Source organism: Rhizobium sp. P28RR-XV, from assembly GCF_012641385.1.
Taxonomy (GTDB): Bacteria; Pseudomonadota; Alphaproteobacteria; order Rhizobiales; family Rhizobiaceae; genus Rhizobium.
In genome coordinates this window covers 131,449-147,913 of the sequence record NZ_JABAIG010000005.1, presented here as the reverse complement: position 1 = coordinate 147,913, position 16,465 = coordinate 131,449, and the positions used below count along the sequence as shown (strand labels likewise).

The following is a 16,465-nucleotide window of genomic DNA, read 5'->3' as shown; positions in this document are numbered from 1 at the left end:
GCTGACCTCCGCACAGAAAGGGACCCGGTCGCCGCGGCTAAGGCGTTAAGCATTTCCAGCTGCCTGTTCGGGAGATAGTGGGTCCAATGACAGCGTTAACGCTGTCCGAATTGTCCCGGTTCTCGTCGGTGTTCTGATCGGGACATCTCTTCGATCGTATCGCCTGCCCCTGTCACAGCTTTCCTTGGCATCGCCGCGTAACGATGCAAACTCATCACTATAGCGGTAACCAGCACAAACCGCCGAGCTTTGACGCGCTGCAGGGGGTCTGCGGTTGCGCACTGTTGTCCATTTATACTGAATGTGACACGCTGCGGTTGGTAGCTGCAGATGATACGCTATCTTCGACGCAGTCTACATGAGGAGGAGAATGACCAACGGTCGGAGCGGACAGCGACGACAAGGACCACAATACGTCAAGGGGAACATTAAATGCAGCATTGGCTAGATAAACTGACCGATCTCACCGCAATCGAAGGCGATCAAAGCAACCTTGAGGGGGCACTTACGGGCTTGGCCGAACAAAACGGTTTTGGCGGCTATGCCTATCTCCATGTCCAGTCTGGCCATGTACTGGCAGTCTCGAACTATCATCCAGAATGGCGTTCGGTATATTTCGAACGAAGCTATTCGAGGCTTGACCCGGTCGTCCTGCGCGCGAAGTCTACGACGCGCACCTTCACTTGGGCCGGTGAGCGAGAGGGGCCGCGACTTTCGAAAGCGGAGCGATTGTTTTTCACCCACGCGGCCGATTTCGGGATCCGCTCCGGCATTACCATTCCCGTCAAGGTGGCCAACGGTGCAACATCGATGTTCACACTCGCCTCGGAGAAGCCAATGATCGACCTCGACAAGGGAATCGACGTCGTGGCTGCAGCCGCGGCGGTTGCGCAGCTCCATGCCCGCATCGCCTTCCTGCGAACAACATCCGCTATCGAGGACATCGCCTATCTTGACCCCAGGGAAGCAACCTATCTTCGCTGGATCGCCGTTGGCAAGACAATGGAGGAAGTGGCGGATATAGAGGGCGTCAAATACAACAGCGTGCGTGTCAAACTCGCCGAGACGAAGAAACGCTTCGATGTTCATACGACGTCGCATCTAATCGCCATTGCCATCCGCAAAAAGCTGATTTGAACCTCAGTTCATCGACGCCTTCGGGATATAGCCGAGAATACTGACCAGCGTGTTCACAACGCTCATCTGCGCGTGCATCTCGATGCTTGCCCCGATAGAATCGAGATGCTGGGCGCCACCGGCCGCTTTTCCTGTTTTGTAATCGTCGGGTAATGCCTGAAATAATTTGTCGGCCTTCGCAACCAGATGTCTGTGCGCACGGATGGCTTCGATTGTGAGGGCCTCTAGATCGGCCAATGGAAGTCCCCGCGTGAGCCCTACCAGAGGTCGAAGCTCAATCTTTTCCATCGATGTGGTGACGTTCGATTCCATTCCTCTCCCCATCTTAGGTTCATCAGTAGTGTGTGCCCACTGACAGCGAACCCTCTGCACTCCAGCCGGCGCAAAATCCAAAATGAATCAGGCTTGAACCTGCAGGCCGATGCACTCGGACATTCCTCATGCGGCCCATGTAGTCGCACTATCCACCCAAGCTGGTCGAAAGCCCTATCACTTCTGACATGATCGAACAAACGGAATTCGGGAAACTAGAAGTCGTTCGCCACGCCGTTTGTAGAGAATACTCTGTAGATGAATGCACTGCAAGGCGCATGATTCCAACTATGAACATTCGAGAGATCTTCGCACTGAATCTCAGGACAATGCGAAACGCCAAGGGGCTGTCGCAGGAGGAGCTCGCACATCGCGCGGACGTCCATCGCACTTACGTCAGCTCCCTGGAACGATGCGTCTATAGCCCCACTATCGATATGGTCGATAGCATTGCAAAAATACTTGGCGTAGAAGCATTCGAGCTACTCGTGTCAAAGCGCTTATCCAGCACCAGAAAGGCGGTCAAACCGAACTCCGAGCCATCCTCCGACCTCTGATTTAGAGGTGAGCGAGCCTCACGTCCGGCGCAGATTGATGCGATCATTCTATTAAATGCCAGGCTTCGTTGGCTTATGATGAGCTCTTCAGCATCCACGCGTTTCCGCTGCGAGTATGCATATCATAAGGGCCGTCTCGTAGGATTTTTGGAATGCGGGAACCGGCAGGAATTCGAAACGTGAGTGGAAATTATGAGCGCCGGTAAAGAAGTTCGGCGTGGGCAACCCCCGCACGCACAGCGCTGCCCCGTCGGTTCCGCCACGCATCGGCGTGAGCTTTTTTTCGACGCCGAGCCTATCCAAAGCGTTGAACAGAAGTTCGGCTGGGCGGTTGTCGTCCTGGAGGTAGTCCGCGATGTTATGATAGGTGTCGGCGACTTGGTACCGCACCGTTCCTGAAGGATATTGCTTCGCAATCCGGTCCGCAACATCGGCGATACGCTGCTTCCGCGTGTCGAATGCAGCCTTGTCGAAATCGCGGATCATCACCTTAAGACGAGCTTTGCTTTCATTCGCAACAAGGTCCTTGAACCAAAAATAGCCCTCGCGCTTCTGCGTGCATTCGGGCGTTTCACTCCGCTCGAAGTGGGAGACGAAGTCGAGAGCCATCAACAACGGATTGACCAGCACACCCTTTGCCGACATCGGATGCGCGCTGACGCCGGTAAAAACAATTTCGCCCGACGCGGCGTTGAAATTCTCGACGACAACTTCGCCGAGCTCGCAGCAATCAATGGTGTAGGCGAATTCGCAAGGGAAGCGGTTGAGATCGAGCGCCTTGGCGCCCAGCAGTCCGATTTCCTCGTCCGGAACGAAGGCAACGAAAATATCGCCGCGGGGCTGCGAGATCTCTAGCCGGGAGAGCAGGGTCATGATGACTGCGATAGCCGCCTTGTTATCCGCTCCGAGAACGCTCGTCCCGTCGCCGAAAATAATGTCCGAGCCACGCCAGTTGCGAATTTCCGGATGCTCGGCAACGCGCAACCAGATGTCTTTTTGCGCGTTGAGGCACAGGTCTTCCCCTTCGAAGCGTATGATCTGCGGCCGGATGACCGGAGAGAGGCCGATATCAACCGTATCGAGATGCGCGATGAAACCGATGCGTGGCGCACCTGGCTGGTTGCCACGCTTTACGCCCGTCACAATGGCGTGCTCGTCGATGACGACATCTTCAACGCCGAGCTCGCGCAGTTCTTGTCCCAGCTGCCTTGCGAGTTCAAGCTGTCCCGGCGAGGAGGGCAAAGACGCTGACGCGGTGTTGCTCTGACTTTCTATGGCAACATAGCGGAAGAACCGACCGATAAGTTCGTCGCGAATGTCTGTCGTTTCCAGTTCAGTCGAATACATGCAATTGCCTCGATAGTCATGAATGGAATTGATGCATTTCGAAAGGGACTTTCCAGTAAACGTTCCCGCGTTCATCAGCCCTCCCCGTTGCCGATCGCGGCTGCATTTAGATTTTCCAAACTGGCTCACGCCTAGGCAGCCGCTTAGACGCTGAGAACGCCCATTCCATCTTGTATTTCGATGTGTACGCCCAGATTTGCGGATTGCTTCCTAAATCGTTGAAGAATTCTTTCAGCAGTTTCGCCAGTCGCACGGTGTGGCACCAATCGGCTTTCAAGCAATTGGCTCTTCAATCCCTCCTCTCCGCCGATCACGATGGGATGGAAGTTGATGCCGGTGAGCATATTGTCTTGGCCGTATGAGCACATGCCGACAACACTCTCCCATACTTCGGTTGCCCGCCATGTCGATTTCTCCGATCGGACATGAAAGATGAAATTGCCGAGGCTATAAAAGATCGGGCGCCGGCGATAGATTTCCATGGGTTGAAGGACCGGTGCGCCATGACTGGCAAACATTGCCGCGCCGGCGTCAATGCAACGTCTAGCAACGGCGCTGACCCATTCCGGCACCTGGTACCAATCGGAAGCCCAGTGGTGGTGATGCAGATAAGCTATGACAAGGCAGCCCTCACTAGCAGCGGCGGCAATTGCCTTGAGATTGCGTGAGATGTCGTGCTCATCGATCTTGACGCTCCGGCCGAAAGATTCGGATCGCTTGAAGATCGCGCGCGCAATCGCGACTTCCTCATGCGGATCGACAAACGGCGGATCATCCGGCTGACTGTCATTGGTGAGATCGATCGCCGTGTAGCCGACTTTATCCCGCACAGAACGAAGCAGATCGAATACCGCCTGGTCGACCTCAATGCGTTGCGACAAGCCCAGCCGGTTAACACCTGGCCGCTCTGGCCGATTTATGTCTGCATTCGCGGCGTACATAAAGCCTGGTCCAGGACCGCCATCCATCGCGACGATGGCGACACGTCGCCCGGCAATTGCTCCGATGCTTGGCCTCAATGCCTCGGTCTGATTACGCCCGAGCCCCGCATGGAGGAAGCCTCGCTTCTCAACCTCGTCTATGGTGGAAAGCACTCCGGACGGGCCTAGATCGAAGGCATGATTATTTGAAAGCGAAAGCGCCCCAACCCCCATCGCCTGAAGCGCATCCAGAACAACGGGATCGCTACAGCCGAAAAACGATCCTTTGAGCGGCCACCCACCGTAGTTTCCAAGGATCGTTCCCTCGAAATTGGTGAACGAGAGATCTGCTTGGCCGAGCAGAGCCTGAACCTCCTGAAACCCAGGGGCGCGGATGGCGCGAATATCAAATTTTATGAGCGATTGGCCCGTGACGGCCAACGTGAATCTATCAGTCATGTGTCACCTTCTATGGCGGTAGGATGCGCCGATCTCTGAACCGCGGCCTATGTCCAAGCCGAGCCTCCGGCCCGGCTGCAGCCATTCTTCAGCCTATGAACCGGGCGGGTCGAGCGGCGATGAGCGCGCGTGTGTAGGGATTTGGGGAATGGGAAAAGACGAAGTCGGAGGGCCCGAAGTCCTCGACCCGCCCGTCCTTGAAGATGTAGACGGAACTGCAAAGCTGCTGCACGACGGCAAGGTCATGAGAGATAAAGATCATTGTTATGTTTTGCTCCGCGATGGTGTCCTTCAGCAGCTTGACGATTTCGGCCTGTACGGACACGTCGAGCGCTGACGTAGGCTCGTCCGCAACGATGATCTGCGGCCTCGCGAGCAGCGCCCGCGCGATACAAACGCGCTGCTTCTGGCCGCCGGATAGTTGATGTGGATGACGGGTAAGAAAGCTTCGGGGGAGGCCGAGCCGGTCCATCATAGTCTCGACGTCCGCAGGTCCTTTTTCGAGACGCGGATCGGCGCCAAAGCGGACGCTTTCGCGCAATGTTTCGCCGATGGTCATCCTGGGATTGAGCGATACCGCGGGGTCCTGGAAGATCATCTGCACGCGGCCGAGGAGGCCGTTGCGGCGACCGGCCTTCGAAACATCGAATTTGTTTCCCGCGATCGTGACCGTTCCCGCCGAGGCCGTGTCCAGCCCTGCAATGATCCGGCCGATCGTTGTCTTCCCACTTCCGCTCTCGCCGACAATGCCGGTGATGGCGCCAGGCGGCAGCGCGATGGTCACGTCCCGCAACGCAAACTTTACTCTGTTCTTGCCAAACATCCGCGAGAGCCCCTGCGTGGAGAAGGCTTTCGAAACATCCGCTGCGACAAGAAACATGTTGCCGCCCTTCGCTGCTTCCTGGGAAACGGTCGCCGTGTTATTGGCCGGCACCCCCTCCATCGCAGTCGATATTCGCAGCCGTGGGACCGCGGCAAGCAGGCTGCGCGTATAGTCGTTTGTGGGCCTATCGAGAATGAGCTGCGCGCGATCCTGCTCCACCACCTGGCCGTTTCTCATGACAAGGACCCGGTCGGTTATCTCCGAGACCACGCCCATGTCGTGGGTGACCAGAATGATGGAAATACCCGTCTCATCGACCAAGGATCGAAGGAGCTTCAAAATCTGCTTCTGGACCGTGGCATCCAGGGCTGAAGTTGGCTCGTCGGCGATAATGATGTCAGGGGAGCCTGCCAGAGCGATCGCGATGACCGCTCGTTGTCTTTGCCCCCCGGAGAACTGATGGGGATAATTGCCATACCGGTCCTGCGGATCGGGAATTCCGACGCGGGCCAGGAGCTCGACAGCGCGTGTGCGTGCCTCGCGCCTTGTGACACAGCCATCGGCCGCCAGAATCGTTTCCTGCACCTGCGCGCCGACGGTCATCAGCGGATCAAGGGAAGCGGTATGATCCTGAAAGATGGCAGATATTCGCCGTCCGCGCAGGGTGTCCCGCTCGTCTGCTTCCATGCTGTCGATGGACTTGCCGTCGAGTTCGATCATGCCGGATATCCGCTGAAACTCTGAAGGAAGCAAACCGAGGACGGCATTGCCCAATGTCGACTTTCCGGCACCCGACTCGCCGATAATTCCGAGGATCTCGCCGCGTCCAAGCTCGAAACTGACGTCGCTCAGGATCGTCATCGGTTCGGACGTGGAGAGACGGCGAAGGCCAAGATTCGTTACCCGCAGCAGCGGTGGTTTTTTAGGCCCGTTCGTCATACTGATCGGCTCCTTGGGTCGAGGCGGCGTCGAATGTCTTCACCCACGAGATTGATGCTTGCGATCAGGCCGAACAGGGCAAGGCCGGGGAAAAGGCTGATCCAGTACTGGCCAGTCAGCAGATACTGGAACCCGTTTGCGACCGTGGAGCCTAGTGACGGCTTGTCGATCGGGACGCCCAGCCCAAGAAAGGACAAAGTTGCTTCGAGGGCTATGGCATGCCCGACTTCGATCGGTATCAAGGTCACGGCCGGCGCGATGCTGTTCGGCAGCAGGTGGCGGAAGATGATCCGCGATGTCGGCAGCCTCATGAGTCGGGCGGCGTCCATGTAGGACTTGTTCGTTTCGCTCAACGCGACGCTGCGCGCCAATCTCGCGTAGGTCGCCCATTGCGCGATGATCAACGCCAGGATGATCCGGTCGATTCCAGGGCCGAGTGTCACGATCGCGATCAGGGCGACCAGGATCGTCGGAAGGCTGAGCTGCAGATCGACCAGCCGCATGATCGCGACATCGGCCCACTTACCGAAATAGGCGGCGCTGACACCGGCCGTCAGCCCGATCAAGGCGGCGATGGCGGCGCTTGTGATCGACACAAGCAGGCTGATACGCAAGCCGTACAAGATACAGCTGACGATATCCCGTCCGAGTCCGTCCGTTCCGAGCAGATAGGGATAGCCGCCACTGCCGGACGCACCCGGAGGGGAGGATGCTTCCCATCCATAGATCTGTAGCGGGTCGTAGGGGTTTTGCGGAGCAACCAAGGGTGCGGCTAGGGCAAGCAGGATATAGGTTGCAAGCAGCAGCATGGACGGCGTCAGCATCTGCCGAGGGGGACGCTTATTCAGCGCCCGGAGAATTTCTGCTTTCATGGCGGTTTACCTTTATGAGGCCAAGCGCACGCGCGGATCGAGCACGACGTGGAAGAGGTCGACAAAGGCATTCAGCGCAACGAAGGTGACGGAGATGAAGGTCAGCGTTGCCATCACCACCGGGCGGTCGAGGAGCTGGATGGAGTCGATCAGGAGTTTTCCGACACCAGGCCATGAGAAAATTGATTCAACGACCACCGCAAATGCGAGCATGCCGCCGAATTGCAGGCCGATGATCGTCATGATCGGAACACTGATGTTCGGAAGGGTATGGCGGAGCAGGATCCTTTGCGAGGAAAGTCCTTTGGCACGGCAAAACCGCGTGAAATCCTGGCTTTCGACCTCGATGGTGCCCGACCGCGAAAGCCGTGCGATCAACGCGATGTTGGGTATCGCGAGCGCAAGCGCGGGAAGGATCATATGCCACAGACCGTCTGTGGTCAGAACACTCCATTCCTGCCCGATGAGGCTTGCCGTGGCACCCCTTCCGCCGGATGGAAACCAGCCGGTCAGAATGGCACCGCAAAGGATCAGCATCATGCTCAGCCAGAAGGACGGAATGCTCAATGCAAACACGCTTGACCTGAGGGCTGTCCGGTCGAACAGCCTGCCCCTCCTCCGGCCGGCCAGGAGTCCCACTCCCGTGCCGGCCGGAGCCGCGATGAGCATCGCGAGACATGCGAGCTCCAGCGTCGCGGGCAGCTTATTCATCACCAGCGCAAGGGCCGGTTGATGATAAATATAAGAGGTTCCGAAGTTTCCATGGACGACGTTGCTGAGGAAAAGACCGTATTGGCGCCAGATCGGCTGATCTAGCCCCAGTGCGATCGTGGCGTGCTGGATATCCTGTGGCGTTGCGGTTTCGATGTTGACGATGTTGAAGACCGGATTTCCGATGCTGTGAATGCCGATAAAGCCGATCAATGACATGGCGAGGAGGAGAAGAACGGCTTGACTGAGCCGTGCCAATGCAAATGAAATCATGGCCATGATCGCTTACTCCGTCGCGGGAAGTGTCTGCATCGCGGTGGTCCAGCCGCGGGGGTGCATTACATAAGAGGCAACCCGGGGGCCGTAACCAACGATGTGATGAAAGTGATAGAGGGGTATGATCGGCTGGTCCGCCATCACGAAATCTGTTGCGTCGGCAAGTGCCTTGTTCCGCTCCGGGCCATTTTGAACGCTTTCTGCCTTTGCGAGCATCTCGTCAAAAGCGTGGTTTCGATAGTGCCCGAAATTCAAGGCTCCGGTTCCACGGTCGGGAATTGGCGAGGCTAGCAGGGCATCGAGAATGATGTCGACCGCCTCGCCGGAGGTGCCGCCGTACCAGACGGCATAGTCGCCCGCTGCGCGCTTTGTATTGAAAACGGTGAACGGGAAGGCGGCGGGTTGGACGGCTACGCCAATGCGGGCCCAGCTTTGCGCGATCGCCTGGAGGCTCTCGCCGTCGCCAGGGTAGCGGCCGGTAGGTCCCGCAAGCACAAGGTTGAAGCCGTCCGGAAAGCCAGCCTTTGCGAGAAGTGCTTTCGCTTCATCATAATGCGGACCCTCGGGCTTCAGATTGGCCGAAGTGCCTGGCAGGCCGCTTGGAAAAACCTGAGCCGCAGCGGTGCCGTAGCCGGCGAGGATTTTGTCGACGAGAATTCCGCGATCCGTTGCCATCGCAAGCGCACGTCGCACCAAGACATCTTTGAAGGGATTAGGTATCGGTTCGCCCGCTTTGTTTGTCACGCCGGGAAGCGTCTCTCTTTCCACGTCGAACTGGAGGAAATTGATCCGCGCCGCACTGATGCTGGCGATCCTGGCGCCGCGCTGCTTCAGGGACGCCACGTCTCGGGCCGGAATGGCATCGGCGACATCGACGTCCCCGGTGGTCAATGCCGCCACACGAGCCGCGGGACTTTCGATCACCCGGAACGTAACCTCTTTCCACGCCGGCTTTGCGCCCCAATAATCCTCGTTCCTCGTGAGCTTCAGCATCTCGCCGGAACTCCAGCTCTCGAACCTGTAAGGACCAGTCCCAATGGGAGGCCGACCGGCGTTGAGCTCGTCTGTCGTCTGGAACCCCTGCCCCGGCCGGTGCATCACGAAGATCGAGGAGAACGACAGTGGCAGATTGGGGATATTGCCGCTCGTATCGATGACGACGGTGAGAGGATCAGGCGCCGAGACCGCTTTGATCCCCGTCAGATAGGAGCGAAATCCACCGCTTGGCGATTTCACAAAATCCCGTATGCGCTCGATTGTATAGACGACGTCGTCCGCGGTGAAAGGCGAGCCATCGTGAAAGCGGACATTTCCTCTGAGCTTGAATTCCCATTGCGTGTCGGACGTCGCGCGCCAGGAGACGGCAAGGCTAGGCTTCAGGTCAAGGTGCTCGTCCTGATAAACGAGCCGCTCATAGATGTGGGAGAGAAGCGAGGTATTTTCGTTGAGATTTGCATAATGCGGATCGAGCGTCATCAACTTGTACGACGTTGCGATCCGTAGCTCCTGCGCTTGTGCAGACCCCGGCAGAACGGGCCAGCATGTAAGTGAGATCAGCGACATCGATAGCAAAAGCAGACGAAATAGATTCCCAAGTTTCATTAAGCAGTTCCCTTTTTTGAGTTTTTGGCGCCGCGGCGTCGCCACGCCGGAACGGATTCCGCTGCGAATTACTCGCTGGAGCGACAGCCTCGACGACAAGGCCGCCTATGTTTTGTAGAGTATACTCTGTAGATGAATACACTACAAGGCGCAATCACTACGGGTATGAAAACCCGAGAAATTGTCGCGCGAAATCTGCGGAAGGCGCGAAATAGCCGCAAGTTATCTCAAGAGCAGCTGGGTTTCCTAGCGGATGTCCACCGCACCTATGTCGGCATGATCGAGCGTGAAAAGTACAACCCTACCGTTGAGATGCTGGAAAAGCTCGCGACCGCGCTCGAACTTGAAGTGACGGACTTCTTCAAGATCGATGGGGACAAATAATCGAGCGCCGTCGCTCCATCAGACGGCAGGCCGAATGGACGACGTCTTGCTTGGATGCCCATGCTAACCATCTTGAAATTCCCTCCGGGTTTCGGAGGCGGAAATCTGATAAGGTCTGTTTCCACGACGGGACATCTCCGCGTCAATTCTCAATAGGTCGGCCATGACAGATCGGATTTGCGGCCAGGGATATTCATCACTGGTAGCGGATGGCTGCCATTTGTTGACCACGGCATGGAGTTTGGCGATAGCGCCAGCGACCGAAGACGCCGGCGCGTCCCATAAGGTCGGGGCGACTCCATTTTCCACGTCTAGCGCACGCCCCTCCTCCTCTAAGGCCTCGCTATATCCAATCTCCTTGTCGGCAGCTTCCCAGGCTTCGGGTGCGTCCAGCGGTGAGCCAACCATCGAAAAGAGTTGGGTTTCGAGCCGCTGCTGTCGCACGCACGATTCGATCAGCTGTTGCCGTGCGACGCACCATTCACGCCAGATTCGGAACGCGGGATCGTCATCGCAGTCGTCCGGCGATGTGCTTATCGAGTCGGAAAGCTCCGGATATGTGGGTAAAGACGCCACTACGAAGGAATGGAAGTCTCCCCGGGTGACCGGAGGCAAAGTTCTGCTATTGTCGGAATCAGCCATGATCCGAGCTCCCATAAGCTTGGTTGTGGTCAGGCTTCATCCGATGTTCGAGCATCGGGTGAAGCTGTTTGATGCTTTTTATACCATATGGTCTCGTAGTTTACAATGAGAAATTGAAAAGAATGAGCGGAATAACCGGGGCTCAAATTCGAGCGGCAAGAGCGCTCCTTCGATGGACTGCGGAAGAACTCGCAAAATCCGTTGGCATCGGTGTAATGACCGTGCGTCGCGCGGAAGCTGAAGACGGCCCGCCCTCAATTACAGCGGCAAACCTAAAGCTGATTAGGATAACGTTAGAAGAGGCGGGCATCGAGTTTATCGAACGCAACGGCGGCGGGGTCGGCGTGCGATTTAAGAAGCCAGAATAACCACCAGTGGCCTCCCTGCAATGGACCAACGCCGCGACGCCGGCTATTCTGGGCTGGAGCCAAAGCAAAGCTTGCGAAGGCTGCGACCGTTTCTCATCAAACCATTGCTGATTTCGGATTTGGGGCAGGTATGTCCAAACGCGCCCCAAGCGAATGGCATTCATTGGCACAGACCTTGCGACCGGCAATCCGGGAAGCTTCGAAGAATGACCCCTTGATTCTGAATCTGATCAAGCCGCTGCTGGGTATACGGATTAAGCCCACCCCTAGCCCCGCACTTCGAGATAGAAGTACAATTCCGCGGAATTCTCGGCGCTGACAGCAAGCTCCATTTCAGGAAGTCGAATGCGTCTCGCGTCTTTGAGACCACGTTTAGCAGGTCTCTGGCAATTTTCGTCCTACGTTCGCTCCTTCGCACTAGATGCTGACAAGCGCGACACAATGGGCATAAACGGCTGGTCGGCTGCTCTTCTTTTTGGATGGTCGCTCTGCGAAGACCTCATGTTTGCAACGCACTTAAATTCTGACGATTGGCACGTGTGTACTCACCCAATTCACCTTTCACGATCTCGATAAATTCCATCATGTAAACGGGTTGCACTCGGCCACGCGGTACGAGGAGCGAAATCCGCGCCGGCTCCATGATGCCAGGCGCAAGCGGTATCCACGCAAGCTTACCTTCCGAGACCTCTTTCTCCACGCCGAGCAACGAGAGGAAAGCGATACCCAGGCCGGAACGAACGAGAGCTTTAAGAATGCCGGGACGTTCGGCGCGCGCAACAATGCGGCCAGGAGTCTGTTCTCCCTCGAAAATCTGCTTCAGACCGCTATGTCGAAGCCAGTCGTCACCCGGCGCAATGAGCGCCCACTCGGCGATATCGGCCCGCGTTACAACGTCCTTTCGCGACAAGGGATGGTCTGGAGCTGTGACAATGCCGATCGGATCGGTTACCGAATGCGCTCTTTCAGCACGGACATGATCGCTGACGTCATAAGCGAGTACGAGGTCCGCTTCTTTTGCCAGAAGCTCGTTTGTAATGCGCTGGTTGTCCCCTGACATCAGGGTATAGTTCACATGCGGAAAAGTCGCCTGCAGCCGCATCATTGCGTTCGGCAATAGGTCCTCCGTGAAGGTTTCGGCTGCAGCGATGCGGATCGTTCCGCGCACGCCACCACTAAGGCTGCCAATCTCTTGCTTAACCAGCACCGCCTCTCTGCTCCAGCGACGAATATAGCTCAGAAGAACACCGCCCGCAGCCGTCGGCCGAATTCCACGCGGCAGCCGTTCGAACAGTTCAGCACCGATCTCCTGTTCGAGTTGAAGAAGCTGCCGGTTCATGGCTGACGATGCGACGTTCAAGCTTTCAGCCGCTTTTCGGATCGAGCCATGCCGGATCGCGGCATCGAAATGAATAAGCGAGGTCTTCAGAAGTGCCATACCAACCTCCTAGTGAGCGAATTATTCGAGCAGCTAGCGCCAATAAATCTGCTGGTGCAAGACCGATTAGCGGTCATATCATCGATATTGCTGAAGAGAAGGCCGACAAAGCGCATTCAGCGATGCCGGAGAAAGAGCGGTTGATCGCTCAAGGGCAATCGGACCATAGGGGATCGCAATGCTGATCAAACCGATAAAGGAGGTCGTTCCCTCAATTGAACAGGCGGTACCGGACGCGCCACCGGCTCAGGCTGCGATTGAGATCAGAGACGTTTCAATGTCTTTTCCAGGAAAACGAGCAGCCGTCGACGCACTGGTCGACGTCAACTTGTCGATCCCCGAGAACCGCTTCGTATCGATCATCGGCCGCAGCGGCTGCGGCAAGTCGACCTTGCTTCGGATTATCAGCAATCTCCTTCCGCCGACAAAAGGCGAGGTGCGTGTTCACGGCCTTTCCTCGGTGGAATACCAGCGTCGCAAGAAATTCGGTTTTGTGTTCCAGGACGCCAGCCTTTTCGCCTGGAAGACGGTGTTTCAGAATGTCGAGCTTCCTCTGGCGATCCTTGGTGCCGGTTCTCCGGCTGAGCGGAAAGAGAAAGTTCTCGATCTTCTCAATCTCGTTCATCTGGACGCCTTTGCCGATCACTATCCGGCCCAGCTTTCCGGCGGCATGCGACAGCGCGTCTCGATCGCGCGCGCTCTATCCTATGAACCGGACATTCTTTTGATGGACGAGCCCTTTGGGGCGCTCGACGATTTTACGCGGCGCGAGATGCATGACGAATTGATCCGCATCTGGAACGCACGCGGCCTGACTGTGGTTTTCGTCACTCATTCGCTCAGTGAGGCGCTGTATCTCTCGGATCAGATCATCGTCATGGCGCCGCGTCCCGGTCGGGTAAAATCGATCGTTCCCGTTCTCACCCCACGTGTGAGCAATCCAGCGCTCCGCGCTAGTCCCGATTATGTGCGCCAGATTCAGGAACTGGAGGCATTGATCCATGAGGAATGATCTCGCCGTGCCATCCGCACAGGTCACCATCGCCCGCTTCGTTTCCCGGCTCGTCGATCTGGCGCCGGCCATCGGCCTGTTTGTTGTGATCGGGATCATCTGGGAAGCCGCGGTGAAGACCTTCTCTGTTCCGAGCTATCTGCTTCCCGCCCCAAGCGCCATCGGTGTCAAAATCTGGGAAGCGCATGACATGCTTGCACAAAACCTCGCTTGGACGATGGCGGCCGCAGTTCTCGGCTTTATCATCGGCACGGCTTTCGCCGTCTCGCTGGCCGTGCTCTTCCTTTATTCGAGAGCGGCCGAACGGGCATTGTTCCCGTGGGCGATTACCTTGAAGGCGATACCCATCCTTGCCATCGCTCCGCTTCTGACCATCTGGCTCGGCTTCGGTCTGTCGCCCAAAGTGGCGATCGCGGCGATTGCCTGCTTTTTCCCGACCCTGGTCAACACAGTAAAGGGACTGCGCACTGTCGATCGGCAGAGCCTGGAGTTTCTTTCGGTCATTGGCGCGACCAAGGCGCAAACCTTTCGTCATGCTCGGTTTTACGCTGCCCTGCCTTATATCTTTGCCGCAGCCAAAGTGAGTTCCAGCACGGCTGTCATCGGTGCCATCGTGGCGGAATTTACCGGCGCCAATTTCGGGATCGGGACGGTCATCGTCACAGCCGGCTACCAGCAGGACGCCGCAATGCTCTTTGCGGCGATCGCAGCATCATCCGTCGCAACCATCCTGATGTTCTATCTCGTGATCATCATCGAAAAAATCGGTCTGTTCTGGCCCGAAGCCAGCATGGACGCATGAACCATTTCCAACCTGTTCGGAGACTTTGCAATGAAATTACGTGCAAGAGCCCTTTCCGCTGCCCTGACGCTGACTGCCATCGTTGCTCTTTCGGCGCCGGTTTTTGCGGCTGACAAGGTCTCGCTTCGATTGCCATGGCTCCTCAATGTGCAGTCTGCCGGCTATGTGATGGCGCGCGAAAAAGGCTTCTACGCTGACGCCGGGCTGGACGTCGACATCATGCCAGGTGGCCCCAACCTGAATTCGACGGCTCTGGTGGCCTCAGGCGCAAATACGTTCGGAACCAACGATGTCGGGCAGATCCTGTTGGGGGACGCTAACGGCATGGATCTCGTCATGGTTGCAGCATGCTTCCAGCGCCATCCGGCCGGTGTGGTCTCGATGGAGAAAAGCGGCATCAAGAAACCCGCCGACCTGATCGGCAAGACGCTCGCCTATACGGAAGGCGGTCCATGGACATTGACCAAAGCGATGCTCGCCAAGGCGGGCGTGTCACTCGATAAGATTAAGCTCGTAGTGTCGCCGAGCGACCAGCTCTTGGTCAACGGCTCCGTCGACGCCAGGACCGACTTCGTCATCAACGAAGCGGTGGCTCTCGACCTGCAGGGACACAAGACATCGTCACTGCTGCCCTCGGATTTTGGCATCAGCACCTATGCGGAGGTGATCTTTGCGGCCCGCAAGACCGTCGACAGCAATCCGGATTTGGTCAAGCGCTTCGTCGCGGCGACTCAGAAGGGCTATGACTATGCCTACGCGCACAAGGACGAGGCCGTGAAGACCATCGTCGGCCTTAACAATCAGCTCGATCCAGTGCAACAAACCAAGCAGATCGAACTGCAGGAGAGCTTTGTCTACACCGATTTCTCACGCGCCAAGGGTGCATGCGCCTTCGACGGCGCAGTGATCGGAGAGACCGAGAAAACGCTTCGGGAATTCGGCGATCTGAAAACCGATGTCGACGCCTCGAAGACATACTCGATCGAATTCATACCCGCGAAATAATACTGCACCTGAGGACGAAACCATGACGATCCAACACACGCCCATTCATCCCGGCGGCTTGCAGATGCATCTGAAGATCAAGCCAGGCGATGTTTCTCGCTATGTCCTGACTCCCGGCGACCCCGGCCGCGTGCCCGTCGTTGGAAGTTCGTGGGATTCCTACGAGGAAGTGGCTTATTTTCGTGAGTACCGCACGGCGCGTGGCAAGCTCGATGGGGTCGACATCACGGCCTGCTCCCATGGTGTCGGCGGCCCTTCGACGGATATCGCCGTTGTGGAACTCTCGAATTGCGGTGCCGACACTTTTATCCGGGTCGGTTCCTGCGCAGCTCTTCAGCCAGAGATCGAACCGGGCGATCTAGTAATCTCGACCGGCGCTCTGCGCCTTTCAGGCACCGTAGACGCCTATATCGACAAGTCCTATCCGGCGGTCGCTGATCATGAAGTGTTAATGGCGCTTATCCAGGCGGCCGAAGATATGGGCGAACGCTACCATGTAGGCCTCGCTGCCAGCGTCGACAGTTTTTATGCTGGCGAAGTCAATCCCATGCCGGGCGGCTTCCGGCAGTCGAGGATGGATCATGTCATCGATGACCTGTCGAAGGCAAAGGTGGCCAATTTCGAGATGGAAGCCGCGACCATATTTACGCTGGCGCAATTGTTCGGGTTTCGCGGCGGGATGATTTGCTCCGTTGGCGCGAATCGAATCACACGCAAGCGCGAAGATTCTTCTGATTCGATCAAGCGATGCTGTGCTGTCGCGAGCCGCGCGGTAGTCATTCTCGCCGGCTGGGACGCAAAAAAAGCCGAAACGGGCAAAAAGCACTTCTTTCCGACGCTCCTGACGAAAGCATGACGA

General features: G+C 57.0%; 17 protein-coding genes. 8 read left to right on the top strand and 9 right to left on the bottom strand.

Annotation, left to right across the window (positions count from 1 at the left end; translation table 11 throughout):
• Positions 1 to 432 precede the first annotated feature (432 nt).
• Positions 433 to 1,137, top strand: a complete 705-nt coding sequence (traR, locus tag HGP12_RS12305; RefSeq protein WP_168878901.1) for a transcriptional regulator TraR — start codon at positions 433 to 435, stop codon at positions 1,135 to 1,137.
• Positions 1,138 to 1,140: 3 nt separating this feature from the next.
• On the opposite strand, the gene HGP12_RS12300 is transcribed toward traR, so the two are convergent.
• On the bottom strand, positions 1,141 to 1,449 hold the full coding sequence (locus HGP12_RS12300) for a transcriptional repressor TraM (RefSeq protein ID WP_168878900.1): 309 nt from the start codon (positions 1,447 to 1,449) through the stop codon (positions 1,141 to 1,143).
• A 290-nt stretch (positions 1,450 to 1,739) separates the two neighbouring features.
• Between HGP12_RS12300 and HGP12_RS12295 the strand changes: the two genes are divergently transcribed.
• On the top strand, positions 1,740 to 2,006 hold the full coding sequence (locus tag HGP12_RS12295; protein ID WP_168878899.1) for a helix-turn-helix domain-containing protein: 267 nt from the start codon (positions 1,740 to 1,742) through the stop codon (positions 2,004 to 2,006).
• Between the two features lie 87 nt (positions 2,007 to 2,093).
• Here HGP12_RS12295 and pepT read toward each other — a convergent pair whose 3' ends face one another.
• The 6 genes from pepT to HGP12_RS12265 all read right to left on the bottom strand — a co-directional run bounded on the left by pepT (position 2,094) and on the right by HGP12_RS12265 (position 9,955).
• Positions 2,094 to 3,353: a peptidase T gene (gene pepT, locus HGP12_RS12290; protein ID WP_168879125.1), complete on the bottom strand. Its 1,260-nt coding sequence runs from the start codon at positions 3,351 to 3,353 to the stop codon at positions 2,094 to 2,096.
• 143 nt (positions 3,354 to 3,496) lie between these two features.
• On the bottom strand, positions 3,497 to 4,732 hold the full coding sequence (locus tag HGP12_RS12285) for a CapA family protein (RefSeq protein ID WP_168878898.1): 1,236 nt from the start codon (positions 4,730 to 4,732) through the stop codon (positions 3,497 to 3,499).
• Between the two features lie 88 nt (positions 4,733 to 4,820).
• Positions 4,821 to 6,494, bottom strand: a complete 1,674-nt coding sequence (locus tag HGP12_RS12280) for an ABC transporter ATP-binding protein (protein WP_168878897.1) — start codon at positions 6,492 to 6,494, stop codon at positions 4,821 to 4,823.
• Positions 6,491 to 7,366 (bottom strand): ABC transporter permease, encoded by an 876-nt coding sequence (locus HGP12_RS12275; RefSeq protein WP_168878896.1) that lies wholly within the window; start codon positions 7,364 to 7,366, stop codon positions 6,491 to 6,493. The genes HGP12_RS12280 and HGP12_RS12275 overlap by 4 nt, the downstream gene beginning before the upstream one ends.
• Positions 7,367 to 7,378: 12 nt before the next feature.
• Positions 7,379 to 8,356: an ABC transporter permease gene (locus HGP12_RS12270; RefSeq protein WP_168878895.1), complete on the bottom strand. Its 978-nt coding sequence runs from the start codon at positions 8,354 to 8,356 to the stop codon at positions 7,379 to 7,381.
• Between the two features lie 6 nt (positions 8,357 to 8,362).
• The gene (locus HGP12_RS12265) at positions 8,363 to 9,955 is read right to left on the bottom strand and encodes an ABC transporter substrate-binding protein (RefSeq protein WP_168878894.1); all 1,593 of its coding nucleotides are present in this window, start codon (positions 9,953 to 9,955) and stop codon (positions 8,363 to 8,365) included.
• Between the two features lie 132 nt (positions 9,956 to 10,087).
• Here HGP12_RS12265 and HGP12_RS12260 point away from each other — a divergent pair, with 132 nt between their 5' ends.
• Positions 10,088 to 10,339 carry a helix-turn-helix transcriptional regulator gene (locus tag HGP12_RS12260; protein WP_246703344.1) on the top strand — a complete coding sequence of 84 codons (252 nt, stop codon included), beginning with the start codon at positions 10,088 to 10,090 and terminating at the stop codon, positions 10,337 to 10,339.
• 63 nt (positions 10,340 to 10,402) lie between these two features.
• Here HGP12_RS12260 and HGP12_RS12255 read toward each other — a convergent pair whose 3' ends face one another.
• Positions 10,403 to 10,981, bottom strand: a complete 579-nt coding sequence (locus HGP12_RS12255) for a hypothetical protein (RefSeq protein WP_168878893.1) — start codon at positions 10,979 to 10,981, stop codon at positions 10,403 to 10,405.
• Between the two features lie 122 nt (positions 10,982 to 11,103).
• On the opposite strand from HGP12_RS12255, the gene HGP12_RS12250 reads away from it, so the two are divergent.
• Entirely contained in the window at positions 11,104 to 11,349 is a 246-nt protein-coding gene (locus tag HGP12_RS12250; protein WP_168879124.1) for a helix-turn-helix domain-containing protein, read from the top strand.
• Positions 11,350 to 11,848: 499 nt separating this feature from the next.
• Here the strand turns inward: HGP12_RS12250 and HGP12_RS12245 are convergent, their stop codons facing one another.
• On the bottom strand, positions 11,849 to 12,787 hold the full coding sequence (locus HGP12_RS12245) for a LysR family transcriptional regulator (RefSeq protein ID WP_168844114.1): 939 nt from the start codon (positions 12,785 to 12,787) through the stop codon (positions 11,849 to 11,851).
• A gap of 277 nt (positions 12,788 to 13,064) precedes the next feature.
• On the opposite strand from HGP12_RS12245, the gene HGP12_RS12240 reads away from it, so the two are divergent.
• The 4 genes from HGP12_RS12240 (at position 13,065) to HGP12_RS12225 (ending at position 16,462) form a co-directional block, all read left to right on the top strand.
• Positions 13,065 to 13,799, top strand: a complete 735-nt coding sequence (locus tag HGP12_RS12240) for an ABC transporter ATP-binding protein (RefSeq protein ID WP_246703343.1) — start codon at positions 13,065 to 13,067, stop codon at positions 13,797 to 13,799.
• Complete coding sequence (locus HGP12_RS12235; protein WP_168844112.1) at positions 13,789 to 14,601, top strand: ABC transporter permease; 813 nt, start codon at positions 13,789 to 13,791, stop codon at positions 14,599 to 14,601. The genes HGP12_RS12240 and HGP12_RS12235 overlap by 11 nt, the downstream gene beginning before the upstream one ends.
• A gap of 30 nt (positions 14,602 to 14,631) precedes the next feature.
• Positions 14,632 to 15,606, top strand: a complete 975-nt coding sequence (locus HGP12_RS12230; RefSeq protein WP_168878891.1) for an ABC transporter substrate-binding protein — start codon at positions 14,632 to 14,634, stop codon at positions 15,604 to 15,606.
• Positions 15,607 to 15,670: 64 nt separating this feature from the next.
• Positions 15,671 to 16,462 (top strand): nucleoside phosphorylase, encoded by a 792-nt coding sequence (locus tag HGP12_RS12225; protein WP_246703342.1) that lies wholly within the window; start codon positions 15,671 to 15,673, stop codon positions 16,460 to 16,462.
• Positions 16,463 to 16,465 lie beyond the last annotated feature (3 nt).

Coding starts and splice junctions, on each gene's coding strand:
- HGP12_RS12265 (WP_168878894.1), bottom strand. CDS start 9,955: ATGAAACTTGGGAATCTATTTCGTCTGCTTTTGCTATCGATGTCGCTG.
- HGP12_RS12295 (WP_168878899.1), top strand. CDS start 1,740: ATGAACATTCGAGAGATCTTCGCACTGAATCTCAGGACAATGCGAAAC.
- HGP12_RS12270 (WP_168878895.1), bottom strand. CDS start 8,356: ATGGCCATGATTTCATTTGCATTGGCACGGCTCAGTCAAGCCGTTCTT.
- HGP12_RS12235 (WP_168844112.1), top strand. CDS start 13,789: ATGAGGAATGATCTCGCCGTGCCATCCGCACAGGTCACCATCGCCCGC.
- HGP12_RS12250 (WP_168879124.1), top strand. CDS start 11,104: ATGAGCGGAATAACCGGGGCTCAAATTCGAGCGGCAAGAGCGCTCCTT.
- HGP12_RS12225 (WP_246703342.1), top strand. CDS start 15,671: ATGCATCTGAAGATCAAGCCAGGCGATGTTTCTCGCTATGTCCTGACT.
- traR (WP_168878901.1), top strand. CDS start 433: ATGCAGCATTGGCTAGATAAACTGACCGATCTCACCGCAATCGAAGGC.
- HGP12_RS12255 (WP_168878893.1), bottom strand. CDS start 10,981: ATGGCTGATTCCGACAATAGCAGAACTTTGCCTCCGGTCACCCGGGGA.
- HGP12_RS12260 (WP_246703344.1), top strand. CDS start 10,088: ATGAATACACTACAAGGCGCAATCACTACGGGTATGAAAACCCGAGAA.
- HGP12_RS12240 (WP_246703343.1), top strand. CDS start 13,065: ATGTCTTTTCCAGGAAAACGAGCAGCCGTCGACGCACTGGTCGACGTC.
- HGP12_RS12245 (WP_168844114.1), bottom strand. CDS start 12,787: ATGGCACTTCTGAAGACCTCGCTTATTCATTTCGATGCCGCGATCCGG.
- HGP12_RS12285 (WP_168878898.1), bottom strand. CDS start 4,732: ATGACTGATAGATTCACGTTGGCCGTCACGGGCCAATCGCTCATAAAA.
- HGP12_RS12230 (WP_168878891.1), top strand. CDS start 14,632: ATGAAATTACGTGCAAGAGCCCTTTCCGCTGCCCTGACGCTGACTGCC.
- pepT (WP_168879125.1), bottom strand. CDS start 3,353: ATGTATTCGACTGAACTGGAAACGACAGACATTCGCGACGAACTTATC.
- HGP12_RS12280 (WP_168878897.1), bottom strand. CDS start 6,494: ATGACGAACGGGCCTAAAAAACCACCGCTGCTGCGGGTAACGAATCTT.
- HGP12_RS12275 (WP_168878896.1), bottom strand. CDS start 7,366: ATGAAAGCAGAAATTCTCCGGGCGCTGAATAAGCGTCCCCCTCGGCAG.
- HGP12_RS12300 (WP_168878900.1), bottom strand. CDS start 1,449: ATGGAATCGAACGTCACCACATCGATGGAAAAGATTGAGCTTCGACCT.